This window comes from Sinisalibacter aestuarii (assembly GCF_027923545.1).
GTDB classification, from domain to species: Bacteria; Pseudomonadota; Alphaproteobacteria; order Rhodobacterales; family Rhodobacteraceae; genus Sinisalibacter; species Sinisalibacter aestuarii.
The window spans coordinates 63,324-88,035 of record NZ_BROH01000014.1 but is presented as its reverse complement, the minus strand read 5'-3'; the positions used below and the strand labels follow the sequence as shown (position 1 = coordinate 88,035).

At 60.0% G+C, this 24,712-nt stretch carries 24 protein-coding genes and 2 pseudogenes; 8 read left to right on the top strand and 18 right to left on the bottom strand.

The window, feature by feature from the left end; all coding sequences use genetic code 11:
• The first annotated feature begins 116 nt into the window (after nt 1-116).
• On the top strand, nt 117-413 hold the full coding sequence (locus tag QMG28_RS18290) for a hypothetical protein (protein WP_074646424.1): 297 nt from the start codon (nt 117-119) through the stop codon (nt 411-413).
• A 361-nt stretch (nt 414-774) separates the two neighbouring features.
• Nucleotides 775-1,389 (top strand): Abi family protein, encoded by a 615-nt coding sequence (locus QMG28_RS18285; protein ID WP_245708041.1) that lies wholly within the window; start codon nt 775-777, stop codon nt 1,387-1,389.
• 55 nt (nt 1,390-1,444) lie between these two features.
• On the opposite strand, the gene QMG28_RS18280 is transcribed toward QMG28_RS18285, so the two are convergent.
• The 8 genes from QMG28_RS18280 to QMG28_RS18245 all read right to left on the bottom strand — a co-directional run bounded on the left by QMG28_RS18280 (nt 1,445) and on the right by QMG28_RS18245 (nt 6,147).
• Nucleotides 1,445-2,089, bottom strand: a complete 645-nt coding sequence (locus QMG28_RS18280; protein ID WP_074646422.1) for a DUF8835 domain-containing pootine — start codon at nt 2,087-2,089, stop codon at nt 1,445-1,447.
• Nucleotides 2,082-2,501, bottom strand: coding sequence for a hypothetical protein (locus QMG28_RS18275; protein ID WP_074646421.1), 420 nt, complete (start codon nt 2,499-2,501; stop codon nt 2,082-2,084). The genes QMG28_RS18280 and QMG28_RS18275 overlap by 8 nt, the downstream gene beginning before the upstream one ends.
• A 75-nt stretch (nt 2,502-2,576) precedes the next feature.
• Nucleotides 2,577-2,774, bottom strand: a complete 198-nt coding sequence (locus tag QMG28_RS18270) for a hypothetical protein (RefSeq protein ID WP_074646420.1) — start codon at nt 2,772-2,774, stop codon at nt 2,577-2,579.
• Between the two features lies 1 nt (nt 2,775).
• Complete coding sequence (locus QMG28_RS18265; RefSeq protein ID WP_074646419.1) at nt 2,776-3,153, bottom strand: DUF6915 family protein; 378 nt, start codon at nt 3,151-3,153, stop codon at nt 2,776-2,778.
• A 10-nt stretch (nt 3,154-3,163) separates the two neighbouring features.
• The gene (locus tag QMG28_RS18260) at nt 3,164-3,655 is read right to left on the bottom strand and encodes a DUF6878 family protein (protein ID WP_074646418.1); all 492 of its coding nucleotides are present in this window, start codon (nt 3,653-3,655) and stop codon (nt 3,164-3,166) included.
• Between the two features lie 101 nt (nt 3,656-3,756).
• On the bottom strand, nt 3,757-4,275 hold the full coding sequence (locus tag QMG28_RS18255; RefSeq protein WP_074646417.1) for a DNA repair protein RadC: 519 nt from the start codon (nt 4,273-4,275) through the stop codon (nt 3,757-3,759).
• 108 nt (nt 4,276-4,383) lie between these two features.
• Nucleotides 4,384-4,824, bottom strand: coding sequence for a JAB domain-containing protein (locus tag QMG28_RS18250; protein ID WP_074646416.1), 441 nt, complete (start codon nt 4,822-4,824; stop codon nt 4,384-4,386).
• A 123-nt stretch (nt 4,825-4,947) separates the two neighbouring features.
• Nucleotides 4,948-6,147, bottom strand: a complete 1,200-nt coding sequence (locus tag QMG28_RS18245; RefSeq protein WP_074646415.1) for a DUF932 domain-containing protein — start codon at nt 6,145-6,147, stop codon at nt 4,948-4,950.
• 236 nt (nt 6,148-6,383) lie between these two features.
• Between QMG28_RS18245 and QMG28_RS18240 the strand changes: the two genes are divergently transcribed.
• Complete coding sequence (locus tag QMG28_RS18240) at nt 6,384-7,457, top strand: hypothetical protein (protein ID WP_281843709.1); 1,074 nt, start codon at nt 6,384-6,386, stop codon at nt 7,455-7,457.
• Between the two features lie 104 nt (nt 7,458-7,561).
• Here the strand turns inward: QMG28_RS18240 and QMG28_RS18235 are convergent, their stop codons facing one another.
• Nucleotides 7,562-7,966: a single-stranded DNA-binding protein gene (locus tag QMG28_RS18235; protein WP_281843708.1), complete on the bottom strand. Its 405-nt coding sequence runs from the start codon at nt 7,964-7,966 to the stop codon at nt 7,562-7,564.
• Nucleotides 7,967-8,393: 427 nt separating this feature from the next.
• On the opposite strand from QMG28_RS18235, the pseudogene QMG28_RS18230 reads away from it, so the two are divergent.
• Nucleotides 8,394-8,714: pseudogene (locus QMG28_RS18230) on the top strand (H-NS histone family protein).
• A gap of 145 nt (nt 8,715-8,859) precedes the next feature.
• On the opposite strand, the gene QMG28_RS18225 reads toward QMG28_RS18230, so the two are convergent.
• The 8 genes from QMG28_RS18225 to QMG28_RS18190 form a co-directional block, all read right to left on the bottom strand.
• Nucleotides 8,860-10,968 (bottom strand): hypothetical protein, encoded by a 2,109-nt coding sequence (locus QMG28_RS18225; RefSeq protein WP_281843707.1) that lies wholly within the window; start codon nt 10,966-10,968, stop codon nt 8,860-8,862.
• Between the two features lie 217 nt (nt 10,969-11,185).
• Nucleotides 11,186-11,350 carry a hypothetical protein gene (locus QMG28_RS18220; RefSeq protein WP_009574204.1) on the bottom strand — a complete coding sequence of 55 codons (165 nt, stop codon included), beginning with the start codon at nt 11,348-11,350 and terminating at the stop codon, nt 11,186-11,188.
• Between the two features lie 387 nt (nt 11,351-11,737).
• Nucleotides 11,738-12,211, bottom strand: a complete 474-nt coding sequence (locus QMG28_RS18215; protein ID WP_281843706.1) for a UCP036055 family protein — start codon at nt 12,209-12,211, stop codon at nt 11,738-11,740.
• Nucleotides 12,212-12,310: 99 nt separating this feature from the next.
• On the bottom strand, nt 12,311-14,479 hold the full coding sequence (locus QMG28_RS18210; RefSeq protein WP_281843705.1) for a ParB/RepB/Spo0J family partition protein: 2,169 nt from the start codon (nt 14,477-14,479) through the stop codon (nt 12,311-12,313).
• Nucleotides 14,480-14,585: 106 nt separating this feature from the next.
• Nucleotides 14,586-15,641, bottom strand: coding sequence for a plasmid replication protein RepC (gene repC, locus QMG28_RS18205; protein WP_281843704.1), 1,056 nt, complete (start codon nt 15,639-15,641; stop codon nt 14,586-14,588).
• Between the two features lie 240 nt (nt 15,642-15,881).
• Nucleotides 15,882-16,865: a plasmid partitioning protein RepB gene (gene repB / locus QMG28_RS18200; RefSeq protein WP_281843703.1), complete on the bottom strand. Its 984-nt coding sequence runs from the start codon at nt 16,863-16,865 to the stop codon at nt 15,882-15,884.
• A complete protein-coding gene (gene repA, locus QMG28_RS18195; protein WP_009574209.1) occupies nt 16,850-18,049 on the bottom strand; it encodes a plasmid partitioning protein RepA in 1,200 nt (399 codons plus the stop codon). The genes repB and repA overlap by 16 nt, the downstream gene beginning before the upstream one ends.
• Nucleotides 18,050-18,415: 366 nt before the next feature.
• Complete coding sequence (locus QMG28_RS18190; RefSeq protein ID WP_281843712.1) at nt 18,416-19,297, bottom strand: recombinase family protein; 882 nt, start codon at nt 19,295-19,297, stop codon at nt 18,416-18,418.
• A gap of 226 nt (nt 19,298-19,523) precedes the next feature.
• On the opposite strand from QMG28_RS18190, the gene QMG28_RS18185 reads away from it, so the two are divergent.
• From QMG28_RS18185 to QMG28_RS18170, 4 genes and pseudogenes are all read left to right on the top strand, one after another.
• Entirely contained in the window at nt 19,524-20,603 is a 1,080-nt protein-coding gene (locus tag QMG28_RS18185) for a hypothetical protein (RefSeq protein WP_066707532.1), read from the top strand.
• Between the two features lie 454 nt (nt 20,604-21,057).
• Nucleotides 21,058-22,556: pseudogene (gene istA / locus QMG28_RS18180) on the top strand (IS21 family transposase).
• Nucleotides 22,553-23,317, top strand: coding sequence for an IS21-like element helper ATPase IstB (istB, locus tag QMG28_RS18175; RefSeq protein ID WP_058317429.1), 765 nt, complete (start codon nt 22,553-22,555; stop codon nt 23,315-23,317). Before istA ends, istB begins: the two are co-directional and overlap by 4 nt.
• 257 nt (nt 23,318-23,574) lie before the next feature.
• Nucleotides 23,575-24,237: a L,D-transpeptidase gene (locus QMG28_RS18170; protein ID WP_009503854.1), complete on the top strand. Its 663-nt coding sequence runs from the start codon at nt 23,575-23,577 to the stop codon at nt 24,235-24,237.
• Between the two features lie 47 nt (nt 24,238-24,284).
• On the opposite strand, the gene QMG28_RS18165 is transcribed toward QMG28_RS18170, so the two are convergent.
• Nucleotides 24,285-24,569, bottom strand: a complete 285-nt coding sequence (locus QMG28_RS18165) for a hypothetical protein (RefSeq protein WP_066707528.1) — start codon at nt 24,567-24,569, stop codon at nt 24,285-24,287.
• Between the last annotated feature and the right edge of the window lie 143 nt (nt 24,570-24,712).

The window sequence follows — 24,712 nt, the reverse complement described above, 5'->3', positions numbered from 1 at the left end:
GACCTGATCTTTCCCGGCCCCTCTCTCCCTCTCGCACCAAGGTGTTCCCGACGCTTGGCTTGATTTTGTTCTTGTTATGTTCTATTTTAGAACCAAGCCAGAAAGGGGGTTCCACAATGGAAAGCACCAAGCACGCCCTGCCCGTAACGCCCAAGCAGATTGCCTATGCGCGGTCGCTCGCCCTGCGCAACCGAACGCTCCTGCCCTGGGAGGTTCAGCAAGACCGGCGATCTTTGAGCGCTTGGATCGAGGCTCAGGCCCAGATGAAACCGGTATCGGACATGGACCGGCTGCCCACGTCCAAGCAGGTGGCCTTCGCTGAGAAACTCGCCCGGATCAAAAGGCGCGCCGTTCCGGACGAATGCTTCCGCGACAAGGGGCTCATGTCGAAGTGGATCGACGGGAACAAGTGACAGGAACGGGGCGCTCGTCCCCCGACGAACGGGGTCACAGGCCTGCGGTATCTTCACACGTCATAACTCTGAGCTTGGAAAAGCCATTCCTGGTGAAGGTCGACTAGAAGCAGAATAGTGGGATGACCAAGCGCCACCGCACCATATTGGGCTGAGAGTTTGCCTCGCCAAATCTTCTTGGATTTCCGTAAGTAGATGTATAAAAAGCGAAAACCCGCGAGGACCTGTAACGGCTGTCGCGGGCTTCTAAGGGTTTGAAGGCCTGACTTTGCCTTCGATTGCTCTCATATATGGGTATCTTCGCACGACTGTCAAGCGCAGTGTGAAAGTCGTGCGAACAGTCGATCGGAGCATTAAGTACTTGGTAACAAATATAATTTCTCAAGAACGCCTCACGAAGTACCTCATTGCTGCTGGTCACGATCCAGATCACGCTCTCGCCCTCTATGGCTGGAACATTCAGCTCAGTGAGGCTTTCTTCCCTGTACTGAGCGCAGCCGAGGTCAGTCTAAGGAACATAATCGTCGCTCGCCTCATCGCGCTCTATGGTCCGCAATGGTGGGATGACCCTGCCTTTCTCTTGCAGATCAAGAGCGGCGGCAAGCGCATAGTAAAAACAGCACGCGACAAGCTCGTCACAACGGGCGCGGTTACCTCAGGGCGAATGACCGCAGAGCTCAATTTTGGATTCTGGGTGAAAATGCTGCTGCCAAGGCACGAACCCGTCTTCTGGGCAAATCTGCATGGAGACTTCCCTCACCTGCCGGGGCCTGTTTCCTATGCACAACTATACAAGCGCTGTGACGATGTCCGTGAATTTCGCAACCGCGTCTTTCATCATGAACCAATTCATCATCGAAATATCACCGCTGAGTATAGTCAGATCATGGAACTGATTAAATGGTTGAGCCCAGATAAGGCCATCTGGATCAAACAATATTCCCGGGTCATGACGGTCGTGCGGCAGAAGCCGTGAGCATTGCCGACTGACAACACCTAGCCCCCGCTTGTCTGCGTGGAACGAGATCAGCTCACCCAAACCGCCGCCCTCCTTCCGTGAACGTATACTCGTTGACGATGATCCCCTCCTCGATGGCCTCATCCGAAGTGAGGTGGTCGTATTCGGCCTCAAGCCGGCGGTAGAGCCAGCGGGCCAGATCACGCAGCGCCTCGGTCACGACTTCTTCCGCGTCCTCAGTCGGCGGCTGCCAGGTCGCGCTGTCCCGCGTGACGTCGATTGACATGGTACATTCATGGTAATAGCGGCCACGGTGGCTGGCCTCCGCGGCGAGCTGGTAGAAATTCCGCCGCTGGATGGCCTGCAGCCGGTCGGCGATGCCATGCAACGTCGTGTCCGTGGGTACGTAGTCCCGGATGCGCGCGGCCGCGCCCTTGGCGTGGGACCAGTAGCCCTCGAAGCAGGCCCCGTCGCCCTGGCTCCAGAAGCCGGAGAACCAGATGCAAGGCTTGGCCCGCGTCCCGCCACCCATCAGGCGGATGGGTGTGGTTTTCAGGCGGATGCCGAGGATCTCGCAGACCCGCTCAAAATCCTCATAGACCGCGTCCCACCAATCGTCATGGGGGCCAAGCTCGCGATACCAGCTGCGCGCCTTCTCCTTGGCGGCATCCGAGAGTTCGGGGAACTGGTAGACGGTGGTGCAGATCACCTCAGGCATCGATGCCCTCCCCGTTCAATGCTGCGGCCAGCCATTCTTGCGTGCTGGACCAGCCGATGGATTTGCGCGTGCTGAGATCGATGGCATGCGCGCCGCCACCAAAGGCGTCGAGTCGTGGCCGAGAGCAGGTCAGGGCATGCTGGAACCCCCAAAGCCCGGTGAGATCGAGGTCGTCCGCAAGGCGGAGCACGAAGCGGATGACGGCTTCGACATCGCCGTCGTCGTCATCATGGATCCAGAGGGTGCTGCCCTCGGGCGCGTCCTGATGCACGAGGGTGAAACCCGCCACCTCCGGATCGTCGGCGTCCTGATCCGCTGCGCGCAGTTTCTGGAACAGCGCGAGTGCACGAGCAGCCTTGTCGGGGGTGCCGACGTCGAGCAGGCATGAGAAATGGGTGAAGTAATCCGCCATGGGGACCTCCTGAATGAGGAAAACCCGGCCGGGCGGCCGGGCGTTGTGTTGGAATGAAGGGGTGGTTGGGGGCGATCAGCCGGTAGGACTGTCGCCTGCCGCCTGTCGCGCGGCATGCGCGCAGAGCATCTGCCTATAGAAGCGCTTGCGCGCCGTCCGGAAGGTGCGAAGGGCGCGCGTGTCGGGATGCAGCGCCCTGACCGCCGCCCGCAGGACGGCGTAGGGCGAAGCCGTTTCGGACAGGCCGAGGCGCTGATAGGCTGGATCGCTCATCTCAGGTGACCTCGACCACGGGCGAGGCGAGATGCGGATCAACCAGGGCCTCGATCCGCTCGGCCCGGCCCATCCAGGGTTCGGGCCGGATCGCCTTTACCCAGTCGGCGAAGCTCGGGATGAAGCCGAGGTCTTCCTTCACATGCTGTTCCCCGACCCAGCGGGTCGGGATGATGCGCCCGGTCGAGAGCGTGAGAGTCTGCCCGAAAATCGTCTCGGCCATGAAGATCCCCTCCGCATGGTGGCGCAGCGCCCGGTGCCGAAAGTCGGCTGTGATCTCCTTGCTCTGGTCGAACCAGGAATGCACGGCGATGAAGTCGTCGACCGTGCCGCCCCATTTCTTCACCGAGGAGAGGGCGTGGTGATAGGGATGTGCCATACCCGCCCCCTCAGAAATCATGGGTGGTGAGTTCGGACGAGGTGAACCGTTCGTTGAACTCGAGATGGATGCAGCGGGCAGCGGCGTCGAAGCAGAACTCGCCCCAGGCGCCGTCATTGTTCTCCCAACCGCCATGGGTGTCGGAGAGGAAGTCGTAGGCGAGTTGTTCGACAACATCCTCGAGCGACAGGCTGCGCATCTCGACCTCGGGGTCGTCCCAGGTCAGCGCGGCGTATTCGATTTCGGTGGCGGGGAAATCGACGGCGGTATCACCGGACCATGCGCCGATGCTTTCGATCTGGCCGCTGTCGCCGGCACCATCGAACGTCACGGTGACATGGGTGATGCCGGCTGCCATGAGGCCGTCGAAGAGGCGGTCCTTGTTGCCAGGGCGCAGTGCTTCGATGCGAGCCGTGCGTTCGGCATGCGCCGCGATGATCTGCGCCATGTCGACGGTCGGGGGCACCATAGGCGGCGTGAGGGAGGGTTCGGTCAGGGTCATCGGGTGTCTCCGGTCAAGGGAAGGGATCGGAGCTGTCCCGGGCGTTCTCTCTCACCCGGAACAACTCCAATTCCTCCCTGCCCTCCTCTGTCTCTCGGGCCTCACGCCGCGACCTGCAGCGCCCGGGCGGCGAAACCGCGCCAGAGCGGATCGACCAGCCGCGCATCCAGAAGATCGGCGCGGTGGCGCAGCCGCTGCGCCAGATCGGGCTCACCCCAGGTGGCCGCTCGGCCCGCCTGTGCGCGCAGCTGGCTCGCCTCGGTCACCACGCCCCGCGCCTCGGCCGCGCTCGTCACCGGGTGGCACCAGGCGACCGCGTAATCACTGGCGGCCCCGGCCAGCACAAGGCGGGCGTCGCGGTCGAGGATTGCCAGAAGCTGGGGTGCGGCACCCGGGTCGATCCCCTCGGCATGATCGATCGCGCCCTGCATGGCCTCGGCCAGCGAAGCGAAACGGGCGAGGACCAGCGGGGCGGCCCGGCCCGACATGAGGTCAGCCGGTGCGCGGCGCGACAGTGTCAGGGCGAAGGGATGATCGGGATCGGTGTCGCCCAAGGGAAAATGTGGCGGGATGCCCCGCGCGAAGGCGGTCGGGTGGATGGGCAAGTACAGGTCGAACATGGGAGTATCTCCGACGGCGCGGGAAGCCTCTCTCCCCGCCTCATCCGTCAAAAACCAAACCGCCGCCCTCTTCCTCGAAGGGGCGGCGGTGATGGGTCCGATGGGCCCTCAGAGTTTGCCGAGGGCCCGCAAGCTCAGCTCCGTCCCGGCGCCGACGATGATGTGGTCGTGCAACGTCAGGCCCAGGTACTTGCAGCCATTCTGGATCTCCTTCGTCATGCTGAGATCGGACTCGGACGGCGTTGGATCGCCCGATGGGTGGTTGTGGATCAGGATCAGGGCGCTGGCGTTCAGCATCAGCGCCCGCTTGATCACCTCGCGCGGATAGACCGGGACGTGATCGACCGTTCCGGTCGACAGGAGCTCATCGGCAAGGATGCGGTTCTTGCGGTCGAGATAGAGCACGTGAAATCGCTCGATCGGGCCGCGGACGGTAAGCGCGCAATAGTCCAAAAGCCCCTGCCAGCTGTCGATGACGGGGTTTTGGCTAAGATAACGGCCGAGGATGTCTCGGGCCTCGAGGATGACGGTTTTTTCCTGGGGGGTCATGGAGGTCTCGCGAGTTGCCCACCTCGAAGCCCCTGCCCTCTCGAGGCGGGGCCAGTGGCGTGCATGTGGAAGAGGAAAACGCGACCGCCGCGGATGCAGGCGGTCGCTGTGCCGGGCTTCGCGTCAGCCGACCCGGTCGAGGAGCTTCTTGGCGCGCCCTTCCATGTCGAGGCGCGCATCCTGCTGGGTCTTGTCGCGCGCAAGCCGCGTGATGCCCTGCACGAAGTCGAAGATGCTCTCGGGCGGGCGGCCTTCCTCCATCAGCACCTTCTCGATGATCTTGCCCGACTCCGCTTTCGAGAAGCCCCGCTTGCGCAGGAAATCCGCGCGGTCTTCGTCGCTGCGCGCCACGACCTGCTGCCGTGCTGCCTTGATGCCATTCACGAAGCCCTGCGGCGAGGAGTTGGCAAACCGCGTCAGCGCCGGGGCCGCCTCATGGGCAAAGCGCGAAGCGGCGTATTTCGAGTGGCGGATCTTGATCTCCTGGAAGTCCTCGACGCCCCAGAGGTTGCGGTTCTGGCACACCGCCCGCAGGTAGAAGCTCGCCATGCCGAGGGTCTTCGCGCCCACCTCGGAATTCCAGCAATAGAAGCCCCGGAAATAGAGATCGGGGGAGCCGTCGGGCAACTTGCCCGCCTCGATCGGATTGCGGTCGTCGACCAGAAACAGGAAGACATCGCGGTCCGAAGCGTAGAGCGTGGTCGTATCGCGGCTGATTTCGACATCGGGGTTGTAGACCCCGGTCGACCAGTCGAGCACACCCGGCACCTTCCAGCGCGTATCGCCCGTGCCATTGCCCGCGATGCGCTGCACCGCCTCGACAAGCTCGAAGTCATGGATGCGGCCGTAGTCGGGACCGGTCACGGCGCGCAGTTCGGTCTGGCCGTCTTCCGTCTCGAGAGTCTTCACCTGCTCGGCGCGGTGGTTGGTCAGGCCGTATTGCAGGTTGATCCCCGCCAGCGGCGCGGGCAACTGCCGCAGGTAGGAGGCCGGAGCGCCGACAATGCTGGCAAGCTGGCCAAACGCCCAATGGGTAGGCACGACCGGCTCATGCGCCTTCGGCAGGACCAGGTGCAATCGCTCGGCGCTGTCGCGCGCGGCCTCGACGCGGATGTCCGCTGTCTGCACCACGCGGCTGCGGCTGCGCTCGGAGCGACCCTTCACGCTCGCCCAGAGATCGTCGAGCGACAGATACCGCTCGTCATCGGGCCGGTTGAACCATTCGGACGACACCCGCCCGTTCCGCTCACCCCGGCTCACATCCACCTTCCAGCCACCAGCCCGCGTCGGCTGTACCGGATCCAGAACTTCAACAACGCCCATCGGCATTCCTCCGCGACAGGCGCCGGGAGCCACTCTCCCAGCCTTTAACCTGTCGCGAAAGCAACCAGCCTTTCTCTCACTCTTCAAAAGAGGCACGAGCGGCGGCAATGCGGGACGAAGCGGGCGCTCGCTGCGATTGCGCAATCGCCGAATTTCCTACCCAGATTCGGTTGTACCAGCGCAGTATGTGTCCATCTCTAGATGTGCGTGGGAATCTCAGACTTAGGGGGTGAAAGGTGAGCAAGTTGCAGGATGAAGAGGGCAAGACCGCCGAACTGCCACAAGGCACTACGATTCCGAGCGATCTTCAGTTTTCCGCCAGAATGTTTCCAGACGAGGACTACGCCAAGGAGGCGATGTACAAGTTGCATTCCGTTCTCAGCGTCATCAGTCAATCCATCGACCTAACCAACCTGGATGGCGTGACGGTCGCCTTCGACTACGACGAAGCACTGGCTGATCTTGATCGTGGATATGAGACAACCTACACACTCACCGCCACCAAAGGTGTCGCCATCGGTGTTGCAATGGCGCCCACGGTAATTCGCGACGGTGTGATCAAAACGCATCTAGTACTTAACGCGAACTACGCGCTCAGCATCCTAGAAGGACCTGGGGAGGAAACCGAATACTTTTGGCAATCACTTCACCTAATTGCACACGAATGCGCGCATGTGGAGGTGACAGCAGCATTTGACAAGTCGTTCCCCGGGTTTCTTCTTCAGAAAACACACAGCAATATCCTAGATAACATGCGCTGGCAGGTTATTCTGGCAACGTGGGATGAGTATGCTGTATGCCGCATCGCCGGCTCCATTGGAGATGATCCCGTAGAGGGTTACCTCGAAACCTTGGTCAAGGTGTTGGGCGATACCAGGGGCCAATGCTGTGAGCTGATTAAGGCATATCGGACCCACGGGGATGTTGGGCAGATTGTAGGGGAAGTATATGGGAAGCTCGGCGATCTGCTGAAGTATTCATCTTACTTTGTGGGTGCTGCAGCGGCGCAGGAAACCCCAGAAACGCATCCGCCTGCTCTCACCGATGAGGCTGAGTTTGGGTGGTTTTCTCCGTTCTACGAACGCTTGATTGAAATGCAGGAGGCGCTTTGGAACGAGTTTGGGAGATGGAAGAATTTGGATGCCTTCGAGGCAATCGGCGATATCTTAGAGGACATGGCTGAGAGCATTGGTGTCGAAGCGTCGCGCGAGTCCGACGACCTGATCAAATTCAATATTCCATACCGACCGGAAAGCATGCCCGACATTGCCATGACGAACCCGTTAATGCGTGCACTGCTCGGCAGATAGCTGCATTGCATCATCGGCCAAAGTGGGCTCGAAGCTACATTGTAGCAGTGCAGCGAACCCGGCGGGTTTCCCCGCCGGGCCTGAGGGGGGGGAGACCCCGTTCCTCAGAACGGGATCTCATCGTCGCGGTCGACCAGTTCGGGGTTTTCGTTCTCGGCCGACTTCGGGCGGCTCAGGAAGTCGACCTTCTCGGCGATGATCTCGCAACCGTAGCGGTCGTTCCCCATGCTGTCGGTCCACTTGGTGTAGTGGATGCGGCCGTGGACGAGGACCTTCATGCCCTTTTCGCAGTGCTCAGCGACCGTCTTGCCGAGACCATTGAAGCAGGTGATGCGGTGCCATTCCGTGTCCATGACCCGGTAGCCGTTCTCGTCGCGCAGGACACGACCTTCCGAGAGGCGGGGGCGCGAGGTGGCGAGGCTGAAGTTGGTGATCTTGCTGCCGCTCTGGGTGGTGCGGACTTCGGGGGTCTGACCGATGTTGCCGGCGAGGATGACGATGTTCTGCATGATAAGCTCCTGTGTTTCCTGTCTTCGGGACCGTCCCTTCGACAAGACCCTGAAAAAGCCCGTCGGGCGACGCGTGCACGGTGGACAGCATGGACACCGGACACCCCCAGAGGACCGGGGTGGAGCGGGCAGGACGCCAACGGCGGCCAACACGGCCCGGACTGACGCGGGGTTGCGCGCAGGAGACCAAACGGGATTAGGGGATTGTCAGTCGAAGGGATGGCCCAGGAGACAGAGATGCGGGGAGAGCGCATGCCAGACCCTGACATCCCGGCAACCGGGACAGCCTGACCCCCAGTCCAGCACCTCCTTGGGGACGAAAGCGGCGATCACAAGCCTCCGCCACCCCTGCCCGCCTTCCGGGAGTTGCGGCACCCTGCCGCGACGGGCTATCGGTACCGGAGCATTCAGGACACGGTTCGCACCAATGGCTGATCACGATCTCGAGGCACTGTCGCTCAGCGAGCTGAAGAAAATGTAGAAGGACGTCGCCAAGGCGATTGCCACCTTTGAGGATCGGCAGAAGGTGAAAGCCCGCGCCAAGGTGGAAGCTCTCGCCCAGGAACTGGGCTACACCCTCGCCGAACTTGTCGGCACCGAGACGAAATCCTCGCGTTCGCCTGCAGCACCGAAACACCGGCACCCTGAGAACCCGGCGCTCACCTGGTCAGGCCGAGGACGCAAACCGCAGTGGTTCGTGGAAGCCCTGGAAGCAGGAAAGACCGCGAGCGATCTGGCCATCAGTTGAAGGCTTGGTCTACGCGATCGGCCCAGAGCGGCAGTTCGCCTCCCAGCCGAGCGCTGCCACGCAGCTTCACAGAACCGGTCATTCGTCCATCGCGCAGCATTTTTGGTGGGTGCGGGTCGGCGGAGCGGCAACAAGCTGACCTTGATCAAAGCGGTGGTAGCTTCAGGCGGTCCCTATATACTCCGATGCGTTTGCGAGCACGATCCACGACGTCCCCGTAGAAAAGAAGTTCCGAGTACAGCTGCCCAAGTGTAGCCTGGCTTTTCGGCTCCTTCACGTCGTCGGTGCTGAAGAAGCCGTTCTCACCGGGCAAGCGATTGTAGCCTCTCAGGCGGATCGGATTGATGGTATCCCCTATCAGGTATCCGTAGAACTTCTTCAGCCTTCCGTTGGACTTCGCGGCCAAGAGTGTGGCGTATTCCATCAGGTCGTTGTCGTGCTCGTCGAGACTGACGCCGGGCGCCTTGAACTCGACGATCACAACGGAGCCTTCCTCGTGGAACAGCGCTATATCCGGGCGGCAGCCCCCGTTCTCCTCACCTATCCGGTTTAGCAACTCGCCAACGGCATCATCGACGTCGGCTTCAAAGAGGCTTTGGCCATTGTCCCATTTGATCTGGTTCAGCGGCATGTCAGAGGCGATGTAGTCGTAGTAGTGGTACTCCTCGCTGAGCAACCAGACGTCGTGGTCCGAGACATCCTCGCTGTCCTTCCGCATCGGGAAGAAGATGCTGTGGATCAGGGCCTCGTTTTTGCGGCGCTTTCCGTCGGGTAGTTCGGTCTGGACGTTGAGGCCCTGTTTCACGGCCAAGTCCAGCACGTCGATCAATGCTGACCTGCGAACAACCAGCTGCGAAAGGTTGGCCATGTCTATCGTCTTGAGCGAGGAGGCGAATTCCCACGAAAGATCGTCGATCTTGCGTCGGAAGTCATCGCTGTCCGGGGCGAGGCCCTTGATGGCCTCCTTCATGGCCGAGAGGCTGGACGTCTCGTTGACCACCTGCTCCTGAAGGTTTGTCAAGACACGCTTCGCGACCTCGTTCGGGGTGTCCCCGAACTTCACGCGCGTGTTCGAGTACGAGAGCATCTCCTCAGACACGCCGAAGTCCTTCGCCACGTCTTTCACGATAGTGTCCCTGGACCAATCCGGTGGCGTTATGAGCTCCTGTACCTTGTCGTCGAGAACCGAGAATATGTCTTCGAACGTAATCTGCATCCCTCCGAAGAGGTCGCCTGAGCCGTCGTCCAATGGAATCTTATCGAACCCATCGCGCTGCTCGTTCACACCATCATCCAACAGGGCCCCCTCGATCAGGACAATGTGGTAATGACCGTCAATCGCATTGTTTTCGAGCGTCTTGGTCTTGAGGTAACGACCAGTGATGAGCTCAGCGATCGATGCCTTCGCACACAAACCTATGATGTTGCGAGGCAACGGGTACTGCGTCTCGTCCAGCTTGTAGTGCGTTATGGTGAAGTCGGCTGACACCTTTTCCTTACCTTCGACGTGTTCGACGGTAATCGACGTCACGGACGTGTGCTCGGGGATATCCGCGGGCGTCAGGGTCTTTTCAGACGTGTTGCCCCCGAGGTCACTGACGAACTTGATCCGGAAGTCGCCGAGGTCATCCTTAAGGCTGACGAACCTTTGCAGCAGGTTGAAGAGAACGTGCTGTCGGATCGCCTCGGCAGTGAACGTCCTGTGCACGCTGGCGACGGATAGGATGGTCTCGCGCAGCTTCGGCACCACGTGCGAAAGTCGTATATGGGTCCCGACTTCGCCGGTGTCCCGATCCTCTACCGTGAAATCGGTCTCTTCGATGGTCTTTCGGTCGCGCAGAAAAGGCAGTGAGACATGCTTAAGCCCGTCTCCCTCTCTGTAGGTTGATGATAGTGACACCGCCGTGAAATGGTGGAAGAACTGGACGCGACCCGTTCCCTTGCACTTCCCAATGCCAGGGATGTTGAGGTCGTCCTTGTAGGAGGTGTCCTTAGTCAGGAAGGCCTTGCGCTGCTCTGGCCCAAGACCGCAACCGTTGTCCTCGCAGGTGATCTCAAGCTCGAACACCTCGCCGAGCAAGTCCGCTTTCGTAGCTTTCACCTTGAGCGTCACTTCCAGGGCAACCGCGTCGGCCTCATCCCTCTTTCGGATCAGGAACGCGTCGATCGAGTTCGCCAGTAGCTCATCCACGACCACCAATGGATTCTTACTGATGCGCGTGTTTTTTAGGCTACCGCGGATATCCAGCGTCACTGTCGTTCCTCAATCATTTAACGATTTGTTTTTCCCACTTATCCTAGCGTGCTCTCTCCAAGTCAATTTTCGCGTGCTTGAGCCCTTGTAAGCTCTATAATCTGCGCTGGTGGCACACAGGCGTTCTTCAGATAGGTACCGCCGGTCACTCTGTCGGCGATAGGCCCGGGGGCGCACCTGCGCCTTGCCTGGGCCCTCGGGAAGTGAGGCCGAAGCCTCACCCGAAGGGATCGTATTCCGAGACGATCACGACTTCGTCTCCGTCGATTTCATCGGCGGGGACGGCGCCATAGGTTCCATCACCGGCCTGGAAGACGACGATCGAGACCATGAGCGTGGCGGCGAGAGAGGCGGCGAAGGCGTGAGCATCTTTGCGGGACATCTGTTTGGCTCCTGTCTTGGAGGCGGAGGACCATCCCCCGCGCGACAGGACCCCGCAGGCCCGAAGACTGGCTGACATCACCGGGTGCGTTCGGCTCGTCCGAATCCACCCGGCGGCACGGGCTCGCCCGTAGTCCGACCCCTTTGCGGGTTGATCTCCAAGACAGGGTTTGGGGCAAGGAAGGGAATGGCGAGCGGGGGATGGTGCGACCGCTGACTGGAGCCGAGTGTCCCGCTGATGCTATCGCTGCCAGCCTCCCGGGCAGGCTCTTGGGTGAAGATCTCTTTCCGTAATGGATTGGATCCTATGGTGCCCCGCGATCTCACAGGACAGAGTCGTGATGGGTGAGAGGCCCGCGCTTGGGCGGGCCCCTTGGATTTTACAGGCTCAGGCGGCGAATTCTGCGTTCCCTGCCCTATCGCCGTCCTCGCTGCCGACAATCTCCAGCCGCGCGTTGCGATAGCCTTCTCTGGCGATCCAGAGTTCCGCAGCCGTGACAGACTCGGCCAGGTGGAGCAGCTCCGTGCAACCGCCGAAATCCAAAAGGACACGCACCTGCCCGGGCTGTGGTTCCTCAGCGACCTCGAAGGTCAAGGCGCTATCCGCCGAATGGGTCCGCATGATCGTCACGAGTATGACCCCGTCCGAGGAGAAGTTCCCCTCGTGCAGCGTGAACGACGCCGGCGCCGTCCAGGTCGGATAGGGTCGCGGCGGCTCCTTCTTGACGAGACGGCCGACGCCGTTCGAGCGCTCCCAGGCCGCGAGCTTCTTCGTGAACCGCGCAGGCGGTTTCGGACTGTTGTCGGTGTAGCGAATGAGCGCGCCCAGGGGCGCGGTGTCGAGAATGGTGGTTGCAGACATGATTCCTCATCCTGAATGCGCCATTTTGCATTCATCATATTGATATTGTTGATTTTTATTCGATTGAGGGCGGGGAAACCCGCCCTCGGATGGCGCGGATCACTCCGCAGCCATCATCGATGCATCATCACCCGGCAGGTCAGCGGTGAGGAAGGCGGGAAGGTCGACATCTTCAGCTTGCTCAGCGTCGGAAACGAGCTCAGGCGCCCCCTGCCCTTCCGCGCCATCGAGTGCTGCCAGATCGTGACGGCGCAGAACCTCCGGCAACCAGCCGCTGCCTTTCAGCAGACGCTCGGCTTCACTCGCCATCTCGCCCTTCTTCAGGTGATCGAGGAGTTGCGCCGTCCCCTCCCCTTTCGCCTCACGCACGGCCTCGAGGATCCGGGCCTTGGGCACGCGGTTCAGGTAGGTATCGGCCGTCGGCTGCCAACCCGCCTCGACCATGTCGAGTTCGACCGCCTGGGCGACCAAGTCAGACTGGGTGATCCGCCTGGTCAAACCGCTGGCGGAGATACCGGCCCCATAAGGGTTCACCTTCTCATGGAGCGCGTTGACCCCGAAGCTGAGGCAATGCGCGAGCAGCGACAGCCGGCTCCCTTGATCAAGGGAGGTCAGGTAGTCCCAGAGAGCGGCATCGTCGCCGAGCGGTAGGTCGGCTTCCCACTCCGCGTGGCGATCGTCCACCAGCTTGGCCACCACGCTGTCCTTCAGATCGCTCGCCTGCGCCGACATGTAGACGTGACGAACCGAAGCTTCGAGGCAGCTGCCGGCCGAACTGGACGTCCGGAAGGTGTCATTGACGAGCTTCAGGAGCAGCAGTGTCAACGCGACGTCAGGGGAGCGACCGACAGCTTCGCGCAGTGCCAATGTCCGGTGCGCCGTCAACTCCATGACCAGCCGCTCAGGCAAGGGCTTCAACGCACCATCGTCCTCGTCGTCGGGCAGGTTCGCACCAAGCGCCTGACCAGCAGAAGTAATTACCGTGCCGTGGCCGATACCATCCGCGTGGCTCCCCGTTGAATGCGCAGCGCCATGCCCGTCTTCCGCCTTTTCACCGCTGTGGACGTCGGCGTCTTCCCGAGGCTCATCCTCGGGCCGCACAAAGCCCCGATAAACGGCAAGCTCGCCATAGCGATCAAGCGTCACGAAAGCCCCTGCCCGCGCGATCTCCTCATCGTCGAAGATCAACGGCCGGGCCTCGAGCTTCTCCATCTCAATTTCCAACTCGCCAAGACGCGCGTCGATCTCTTCGGGGAATTCATCCTGGCCCTCGTATTCCTCCTCGAGCGCCCGATACTCGGCAAGCAGTTTGGCATGCGCCGCGCCTTCGTCATCCGTCATCGGCGCCGGGTCTCCGCTCAGCCGCCGCAAGCCGTGGCTGTAGCCATAGGGCAGGTCGAGCGAGACCTCGATCCATTTCCAACCTTCGGTCGCGATCGCTTCGGCTTCAGCCTGAAGCTTCTCGGTGACCAGACGATCGAGCAGGGCAGGGTCTTCCAGCCAACCGCCGTCGTCGCCCTGGAAGAGGTCGTGCAACATGGTGCCGCCAGCAGCCTCGTACGCCTCGACGCCGACAAAGGCGGCACGACGGTCAGACGCGCGCACCGAGGTTTCCGTCAGCATGCGCCGGATCTGATAGGGCTCTTTGTTCCAGGACGACCGGATCGCCTCCCAGACCTGAACCTGGCGCTCGTGATCCGGATTGACCGTGAAGGCCATCAACTGCTCCAGCGTCATTTCATCCTCGGCATAGAGCTCAAGAAGGGCAGGGGCCACGGCGGCGAGTTTCAGGCGCTGTTTGACCACCTGCGGCGTGACGAAGAAAGCGGCCGCGATCTCTTCATCGCCCTGACCCTTCTCCCGAAGCGCCACGAAGGCGCGGAACTGATCGAGCGGATGCAAGGCAGCGCGCTGCATGTTCTCAGCGAGCGAGTCGTCTTCGGCGAGGATGGTGGAATTGGCATCCCGCACGATGCAGGGAATGGGCGTGGTCTTGGCCAGGCGTTTCTGCTTCACCAGGAGAGACAGGGCCTGGAAGCGCCGACCACCAGCGGGGATTTCGAACTTGCCGGTCTCGGATCCATCATCCGCCAGAACGGGCCGAACGCTCAGGCTCTGCAGCAACCCGCGGCGGGCGATGTCTTCGGCCAGTTCCTCAACCGAGATGCCAGCCTTGATGCGCCGGACGTTGGACTGGCTCAGCACGAGTTTGTCGAAGGGGATATCCCGGGACGGGGACAGGGTGACTTTCTGGGTAGATTTCGCCATCAGATATTCTCCACGACGGGCGCCGGAAGCCACTCTCCCGATCTCACTTCCCGTCAACCCTTTCACAGCCCATCTCTACCTCTCAACATGTCCACCGCGGTGGACATCACGCAGTAGCTGCCCCAGAACGAGAAAGCCTCTCCAACAACACTGATGGGTTGAAGTCAGTTTCTCTGCGACCGAGCGTGATGCTGTGGAAATACGCTCCGAAGTCTCGGATGCGGTTGCTCATCTGGAGAATTATGAAGATGGCGCACGATGCTTTTTGAGAGCCTATCTTTCTAGCAGCCTTTTCGAAGGTGCTTTCGTGGATTCCCATCATTGGAGCGAGCGTTCTGGCGTGGCTTTCGACATCGTGCCAGTTTCTAAGTGAGTTCGTCGCGAACGATGTAGCTTGATCACAAACGGTTGTGAGTGTTTGCAGGGGAAGTGTTTCGCTGTCGGTCCCGCTTTCTAAATCTTTTTGTTCTTTTTTAGACTTAGAATGGTGGCGGACAGTTTGCCCGTCATTGGCGGGCAGTTTCATTGTTTCTGGTGCGTCCACCGCGGTGGACATCTGTTTGCATTGAGCTTCCAGTTCGCCGAGCAAAGCACGATACTCCGCGATCGAGAGTTTCCTCCGAAGAACTCGGCGTACCTGATGAGTGAGTTCGTTCTCGGGGTCAGCTTCGTCGATCTGCGCAAGTTTGGTTAGGATTTGTTTTCGCAAAAACACGCGATCCCGACGAGCGTTTTCCATCGCTTGGGCTGTTGCAAGTAGTTCGCCGGCACGCGCAAGCAACGGAGCCAGCGACAAGCCATAGCTAATGGACTGACCTTCGGACGACTTCACTCGGTATCTTTTGCGATTTGGGCTGTCGTGGCGCTTCATAAAACCGAGTTCAACAAAGCGATCGATGTGCCTACGGAGGGTTCGTTCATCGATCCCGCCAACTCGACGGCAGATCTCGTCGTTGGAAGCGAAGACTGTGTCGCCATGCCCAGGCTTGAGAAAGCTCAGCATCGCTTGGAGCGTTTGAACATGTCCTGGACGGAGACCGAACAGGCTGCGACTATCTCTGAGCGCGCGGAAGACTGCCCAGATGTCGGTTTCAGGTGTGGTCGTGGGGGGGGTGTCCTTGCCGACGCCAAAGGTCTGAACGGAAAGCTTTGTGAATGCCATGTTTGTTGAACGACGACCGTTGCGGCCCACAACTTCCCCGGCTCTTCTCGCTGTTTTTGGCGAGAAAAGGCAACAAAAAGACGTCCACCGAATCGGTGACTCTTGACCGGCATGTCGGAGATTGCTACATCACAGGTGCAAATCAGATGATGAGGGCTCTCCGGGGGAAACCTTGGGGGGCTCTTTTCTTTTCGGTCTTCGCCTTTCTCCTCTGCTCGTGTTTTTGGTTATGACCGGGGATCAGCTCCCCGAGCCTCTCTCATTCTGCCATTGTTCAAAAAGCTGTCGCAGCGTGGTTTCCGCGCGCTCTTCGAGCCATTGGCCGAATTCCGGGTTGTCCTTGCGGGTGATCTTGATAGCGATCGACTTGCCATCGACTGAAAGTGTGCCGACAGGGCTACCACTATTGTCCTTTACCACGGTCGTTTGGCCACGGGCGCTTTGGTTGGCTGCGCCACGCGCCTTGCTGGAGCAAGCAACATAGACGGCTTGAAACTTGTCCGTGCTTGGAGTGGTGTCAGGCAGAGAGGCAAGTGTCTCACGCGCAATGTCGACAAGCGGAACCTTCTCTGAAAGTGCAGCAAGATCACCCCATTGGCGTCGACCTACGCCATGAGCCGGGCCGATAAGCCGGACAAGTTCGTCAGGCAGCTGCTCGATGACTACACGATGGTTCGACACACCTTGCCGGGTGAGGCCTAGGGCGTCCTGAATGACGCCAGGCTTGTAACCGGCCTCCTGCATCTCTTTGATAAAAAGAGATTTTTCAATGAAGGACGGATCCAGCCGCAGGTTGTTTTCCTGACCTTGCGCGATCAGAGAAGCATCATCATCGAGCGTTCGAACGATCGCTTTGACGGTTCCACCAACTCTTCGAATGGCTGCAAGTCTACGACGCCCGTAGATGATGCGGTATCGATCCGGTTGGTCAGAGGGGCGAACCATGATTGGCACTTGCTGACCATGCTTGCGAATGCTTTCGGCGAGATCTTCAATGCTACTATCTTCCAGGATCAGGCGATCCCGGAGACCATCCATATCGATCCGGTCGGGTTCGATATCTCGGATTGAGTTGGCAGTGATTTCCCGGAGAGAATCCCGCAATCCGCCAACCGAGCCAGGTAGCTTCGAGGATTTGACCGGGGCAGGGGAGGGGGCTGCCGACTCTTTCTCGTCTTTCGGTGGCTGGTTGAAGATATTTCGAGCCATCAGCGACGCCCCCATGCCATTTGGATTGTCTGCTCCAGCTCATCGGCAACGCTGTTCACGCTGGTCAAAGCCCGATCAATGGTCTTCCGAATGAGCTGGCTCGGGTCTACCTCATAGATGGTTTGCTGAGTCATGCCGGCGTCAGAAATGGCTGTCGACTTCAGCATCGGTTCAGTCATGACTTGGCCCGCAAGGATTGAACGCAGGTACCCGGCCATTTGCGTTTGTGGTCCGTCCGACGGCTCGTAGCGTGTGATCAGGAACTTTACGAAGTCCCAAGTGACATGTCGTCCAATCGCCTCTTCGACGGCTTTGACCGTTTCCGAAGCGAGTTTGAGGAACTGGCTCATCGAAGCGATGTCGAGCATGCCGGGGACGACCGTCACAAGTAAGCCCGTGGACGCTGCCAATGCTGTCAATGTCAGGAAGCCCAACTGCGGAGGGCAATCAATCAGCACGATGTCATAGTCTGAGTCGACTTCCTCTAGCGCCAGAGCAAGACGCTCTGCAAAAATCGGCTGAACCCTACGCGCAAGGGCATTCGCTGTCTCGGTTTCGTACTCGGACAACATCAAGCCAGCCGGGACCATGTCGAGCTTGTGGAAGTATGTTTTCTGGATGACCTCCGAGAGCGGAACTTGATCATCGTATCTCAATGCGTCGTAGATTGTGCCGCCTTCGGCAAATTCGAGCTCAGGCCGGTAGCCGAAAAATGTCGTCAAACTGGCTTGTGGGTCGAGGTCCAGCACAAGCACGCGGTAGCCACGCAGGGCATACCTGTGTGCCAAATGGATCGTCGCTGTTGTCTTCGAGCTACCGCCTTTGAAATTCACGACCGAAATGACCTGAAGACGGTCGCCGTCTCGGCGGCCAGGTCTGTACGCGTCAGCATTTTTGCCTGTCCGCGCCAAAATGTTGCGGAGGTCGTCAACTTCTTCGGCCGTGTAGAACCTATGACCGCGACCGTCAGTGTGAACTTCTGGGAAGCTGCCATCTTTGTGGCGGTTGCGCAGGTTCGACGTACTAACGCGCAGCAACTCGGCGACCTCGGTCGAGCTGAAGCGGCGCAAGGACTTGCGTTCTTCTGGCTCGAACGCAACTTTCATCTGCCGGTCAAGCGACTCAGCAAGACTGTCTGCGAATGCTCCGATGTCGGAAGAGCCTATACCTTGCGTGTAGCCCGTATTTCGATCATCCATGTTCTGCCGCCTCTCATGGCCTTTGCTAAGGCTCTTTGTCGTTCTGACGGTCGAAGCCGCGTCTGACGCGTTTTGCCGTCAGAATGGAGATGCCACGAACATCTGTGTCCGGCAAGAAGAATCTAGATGTAGTTGAAAAGTTATCCACAGCACCAATTTGGTCGCGCGGGGCTTGCGACAGATAACGCATTGATTAACAACGATAAAGACCGTTTCTGGCGAAGCCGATACCCTTCGAGATATTTTCTGCTCGCGCGAACTAACCCCAAGGCTTTGTTGGATATTTACGTGGCTTTCGTCCAATTGAGGTGATGATTCTGGAAGATTTGGGCCGAGCGAACAGAGTGGTTTGCCGACCATTGGCGCCTACAAAAGGCCGAGACGCTCTGCCCGCTCCAGCAGCATTCTGACTGAGGAAGGCTGCCAGCTGGTACGACCGCGAGGGGTGCGCTCACGCATGGCTTCCAGTCGGTCGCAGATTGCCTGCAAGGTGATCTCGGGGTCAGCACCTTTGATCGCAGCGACTATCGCAGGCAGGCGATCGTCAGTTTCGCGGCGTCCGGCGCGGCCAAGAACTTCATCAGGCAGAAAGCCGTCGCGCACATATGCCTTCACGGCGCGGAGCAGGCGGCTTTGGGTCCAATGGCGATCTGGGGGCAGGGGGCCATTGATAATCCGGAGGACGTCTTCCCAAGCCATATCGGGGCGCAAGCGGCGCACATGGGGCACCCAATCCTGCGCTGTCTCGTTCAAGCGCTCCATGTAGCCGTCCTGTCGAGCCAACCGCACCTTGCGCAGCGCTTCAGGGTCCTTGGCGCGAAGACCTGGGTTGCCGCCTACGCGGCCCTTTGAGTGTGCCGAGGCAAGTCCGGCTTTTGTGCGCTCTCGTATCAGCGCGCGCTCGAACTCTGCCGCGGCGCCCAGAACCTGCAATGTGAACTTGCCCTGCGGGGAAGCGGTGTCGATGGGGTCCTGAAGGGAGCGGAAGAAAGCTCCCTTGGCCTCCAGACGTTCGATCACCTCCAGCAAGTGCGACAGAGATCGCGCAAGCCGGTCGATCCGCACAACGACCAGCGTATCACCGCCCTGGACGCGTTCGAGCACGCGTGCCAGCACCGGTCGCGCGCGATTGCCGCCCGAGGCGTGTTCTTCAAAGATCTCGGCGCATCCCGCAGACTGCAGTGCCTCAGACTGGGGCAGGGGGGTCTGATCCTCGGTGGAGACGCGCGCATAGCCAATCAGGGGCATGAAACCGGGCCGTTTGCAATTTAATATATCGCTAATAAACGACCGTTTGTAAACAGATGCAAGGGCGCTCTCTGTGGTGCCGCTCATCAAAAACCCCTTGGTTTTCATACGCTGAGCGCGATCAGAGAGATCTCGCAGACCACCGCGCGCGCGTGCTATATAAGGTGTACAGGCGCACCCTGACAAAACACTTGGGTAAACTGCAAAACTGCCATATTTTGCACATATGAAGCCTCAAGTAACTACGCAGTATAATAGTTTTGATGATCCTCTAGTGGATGCGGAGGGGCTTGAAGTGACGTCTGAGGACGATCTGTGGTTCCTGCCCGGTCCGATGGAAGTGGAGCCGGATTATCTGCCGCCCGGACCGAGGGCAGAGCTGCGTGAAACCGCAGTCCTCGACGACTGGCGGAAGGCAGAGGCAGGCAATGCCGCCCGTCTCGCCCGTGTGGCGGGCCGGATTGGCGCGCTGGATGACCGTCTGCACCGTGGCCCGGAGGGCTGGCGGCATAGGCTCGCGCTGATGGAGGCGGCAGACCTCAGCTGGTTTGTGGGCGACCGAATTGGCCCGGATCGGCTGGCCCTCTGGATATCCATGCGCCTGTCGGGTGTGCAGGACGACACCGCAGCACTCGCGCGTGTCGGATGGGCGGTGCGGCGTCTGACAGGCGGTCCCGGCCCAGAGGTGGACCTATCCGCTTTCCTCGATCGCCGTGACCCTGAAAACATGGCCAATGAAGCCGAGCCCTTTGCGGATCGCGCGGTCGGTTGGCTTGACCTGATGGCGCAAGCCGCCGACCTGCACTCGATCACACGCGCCTGCATGGGGTTTCACCTCTGGAACCTTGCGGGCCTCAGGCAACAGGGCGACCGGACGGAAGCAGCGGTTACCGCCGCACGCATTGCCGCGAGCGAAGGCCCGAATTCGAATCGCGGGGCCATCTTTGCGCCTCTGGCTATGCGCGGGGCAGGGGGGCTGCGCGCCAGTGGCCCACCTGCTGAGCGCTTGGAGCGTTGGCTCGAGGGAATGGAAACAGCATGCCTGACCGCGATGCGGCACCTCGACGATATCCAGGCATGGTCAGTGCGGGCGGAAGCCATGATGGCCCCGCTCTCTGGCAGGACACCACCTGCATTGCGCGCTGTGCTGACCGAATGGCCCCTCGTCTCCGCCCCAATGGCCGAGACCCTGACCGGTGCCAGCCGCGGCGCCGTCCAGCGCAACCTTGCTTGGATGGAAACGCGCGACCTGATCCGCGAGGTGACCGGGCAAGGGCGTTTCCGCATGTGGCGGGCGATGCCATGAAACACCTCTACAGAAGCACTCGTTTTGGTGCGTAACATCTGTTGATAGTTCAACGGAGGCGCTGAATCGTGACAGAATGAAAATATGAGACAGTCTATTTCGACGCGCGGCTCAGCAATAGTAGTCAGATGGATTTGCAGTGTTTTCACCTATCTGTGGGATCCTCTAGTCGCTCTAGCCTCAAATTCTTCATTTCGAAATCACGAAAGAATAAGTCTCTTGGGCGCACAAACTGGGGCACGAAAATTGCGATCTCCCCGTGGACACACGGGGTCAGTTTATAGAGTTGGGCGACCGCCCCATGAAGCCGAAACAGCCGATCACCGCTCAGATCTTGATCAATGCCTGTGAACGGCGGAGCAATACTTGGCCACGGTAGCGACGGCATAGTGTTGTCGCGGGCGGCGTAAAAGTCGTCCACTTTTGCCCTTTCGGATTTCGGGAGGGCTTGGGGATATACACCGTGGACTTGTATTTGAAGGTGCGTCACGCTCATTTCCAGGATGGATTGAGCGGGCGTCAGATTGCCCGGGATTTTGGGATCAGCCGGGACAGTGTTGCGAAGATGTTGGCCTATTCGGAACCGCCGGGATATCGGCGGACAGCGCCGATCAGGCGCCCGAAGCTGGATGCGTTCACCAGCCAGATGGACCAATGGCTTGCTGAAGACAGGAGCCGCCCTCGCAAGCAGCGTCACACCGCCAAGCGTATTTTCGAGCGGTTGCGGGACGAGTGCGGTTTTGATGGCAGCTACACCATCGTCAAGGATTACGTTCGAGACCGGAAGCGGACCGGCAAGGAGATGTTCGTGCCGCTGAGCCATCCGCCCGGTCATGCACAGGCCGATTTTGGTGAAGCGCTTGTCGTGATCGGCGGCGTCGAGCAGAAGGCACACTTCTTTGCCCTCGATCTGCCGCACAGCGACGCATGCTACATCCGGGCCTATCCTGCGGCCAATACCGAGACGTGGCTTGACGGCCATGTCCATGCCTTTGCGTTCTTCGGCGCGGTTCCCCAGTCGGTTCTTTATGACAATGACCGCTGCCTGGTAGCCCGGATTCTGCCGGATGGCTCCCGGCAAAGAACCCAGCGGTTCAGCGCGATGTTGTCGCATTACGTGATCCGGGACCGCTATGGCCGTCCCGGCAAGGGCAATGACAAAGGGGCCGTGGAGGGGCTGGTCGGCTACGGACGTCGCAACTTCATGGTGCCGATCCCGTCCTTTCCGGACTGGCACGCGTTCAACGCTCACCTGGAAGAGCAGTGCCGCAAGCGCCAGGGTGATGTTCTGCGTGGCCACAAGGTCAGCATCGGGGAACGGCTGAAGGCCGATCTCGCGGCGATGCGGGATTTGCCCGGCACCCCCTTTGAGGCCTGTGAGTTGCAAAGTGGCCAGGTCACATCGACATCGGTGGTGCGTTATCGCGGCAATGATTACTCGGTGCCGGTTGCCTGCGGCCACCGTGCGGTCTGGATCAAGGGATTCGTGACCCGGGTTGTTATCGGCTGCGGCGCCGAGGTGATCGCTGAGCATTCGCGCTCCTATGACACCGGCGACATGGTGTTTGATCCACTGCATTACCTGGCGCTGATCGAACGCAAGATCATGTCCTTCGATCAGGCCGCGCCTCTGCAGGGCTGGGAGTTGCCCGAAGCGTTCAAAACCCTGCGCCGACTGCTGGAAGCCCGGCAGGGAAAGCCGGCAAGCGCGAGTATGTGCAGGTCCTGCGCCTTCTGGAGCGCTTCGAGATTGACGTGCTGCATCTTGCCGTCAAAGATGCCCTGCGAATGGGAGCGGTCAGCTTCGATGCAATCAAGCACCTGATCTTGTGCAGGGTCGAGCAAAGGCCTCCGAGGCTGGATCTGGATGTCTATCCCTTCCTGCCCAGAACCAACATCACCACCACCTCCGCCGCATCCTACATGAGCCTGCTGGCAGGAGGTGGGGCATGACGGATGCACCCGAACTGCTGCTGGCCCACCATCTCAAAACGCTTCGGCTGCCCACGTTCTTGCGTGAACATGACAAGCAGGCCCGTATCTGCGCCGCTGAAGGCGTAGATCACGTGCGTTACCTGGCCCGGCTGACCGAGCTGGAACTGATCGACCGGGAACGGCGCATGGTGGAACGCCGGATCAAGGCCGCAAAGTTCCCGACCATCAAAAGCCTGGACAGCTTCGACTTCAAGGCGATCCCGTCGCTCAACAAGATGATGGTGCTGGAGCTGGCGCGCTGCGAATGGATCGAACGCAAGGAGAATGTGATCGCGCTCGGTCCCTCCGGCACCGGCAAGACCCATGTCGCCCTCGGGCTGGGACTGGCTGCCTGCCAGAAAGGATTGCCTGTCGCCTTCGTGACCGCCGCAGCCCTCGTGCACGAGATGATGGAGGCCCGCGACGAAAAACGCCTCCTGCAACTCCAGCGCAAACTCGCCAAGGTCAAACTGCTGATCATCGACGAGCTGGGATTCGTCCCCTTGAGCAAAACCGGCGCCGAGCTTCTGTTCGAGCTGATCTCACAGCGCTACGAGCGAGGGTCGACCCTGATCACAAGCAACCTGCCCTTCGAGGAGTGGACCGAAACCTTCGGCACCGAACGCCTGACCGGCGCGCTGCTGGATCGGCTGACACACCACGTCAACATCCTCGAGATGAACGGCGAAAGCTACCGCCTCAATCAAAGCCGCGCCCGCCTCGCCGCCGCTAACAAATGAACCTCACAGAATTGGCCTGACGGCCAATGCGCCTTGGACCGGGCTTGCTATATGAGGGCCGCACGCTCCAAGGCGCTCGCCCCAAACTGGCCGACTTTTGCTCCGCCACAATGGCCGAATTTTACTCCGCCGTTGACACGTGCATGCGTTCACGAAAATTTGCCCTTGAACCTCTAGCCACTAGAAGTCCTATCTAGTCGACGAGAATGTATATCGTTCTTGCCATTGATCGCCGGTGGGAACCGAGAGGGTATGACATGCTGACAAGACGACACTTTATTCAAACGACAACAGCGCTCTTTTCGGCGACTGTGGCCAACCCTGTGTTTGCCGATAGCTGGCCCACCGAAGCGCAGAAGGCTGAATGGGACGCGCAAGTCAGCCCGCCCGGCTTCGATCCGGCCACGTCAAACCCTTGGGGGCTACACCCGCGCTTCTTGCCTCAGCGTGTGGACGCGAAGGACGGCCTCGTGCCAGGAGACATCCATGTCGATGCGGTTGCGCGATATCTCTACCACATTGAGGAGGGTGGAACCGCGATGCGCTACGGCGTGGCGATCGCGCGGGGCAACCTCTACGAGCCAGGTGTTTATAACATCAAGCGCAAGGTCAGGTGGCCGCACTGGACGCCGACACAGAACATGATCGAGCGGGATCCCGAAAACGCAAGATGGGCCGACGGGATGGAACCCGGCCCTCAAAACGCCTTGGGATCGCGGGCGCTCTATCTCTATGTCGGAGATCGCGACACCTATCTTCGGATACACGGCACACCCTATCCGAGAAGCATCGGAGGGCGCGCGAGTTCGGGTTGCGTGCGGATGGTTATGGCACACATCAACGAGCTTTATCCGAACGTCGAGATTGGATCGACAGCACATCTTTATTCGGCTGAGGACAGTGTTACCGCGAGAAGTTGAATGAGGTAATTAGCTTTGAGCGAAATGATGTGACGTGCGGGTCGTCGTCACGCTTCCCGCGCGACGCAGATCGGATTGCCGTTCGCCGTGCGCAGCGGCAGCAAGGTCGTTTCAACGGGGCCGCTGTGTTCGTACCAGTAGCACCCGTCTTCCGGCACCAAGCGCGCGGTTGCAACATCCTGATCCGGGGCAGCCATTGCAATCACAGCTTCGGGAACGTTGCCCCGCTGGTCTGCCGCGTCGCCCGGCCCAGTCGGCTGGACTGCGCACCCGGCCGTAAGCGATAGCGCCACTGCAACCATTATTTTTTGCTTCAGCATCAAAACCCGCATCAAGCTTCCTTTCGTGTCTGTTTTTCTTTGCATCGGCTTTTCATGCCTCAAGGAATGATAGAGCCGGTCACCGCACCCTCTAGCAATAAAACAAACTGAAATACCACCGTATTTTGCTCTTGAAGCTCTAGCTACTGTAGGGG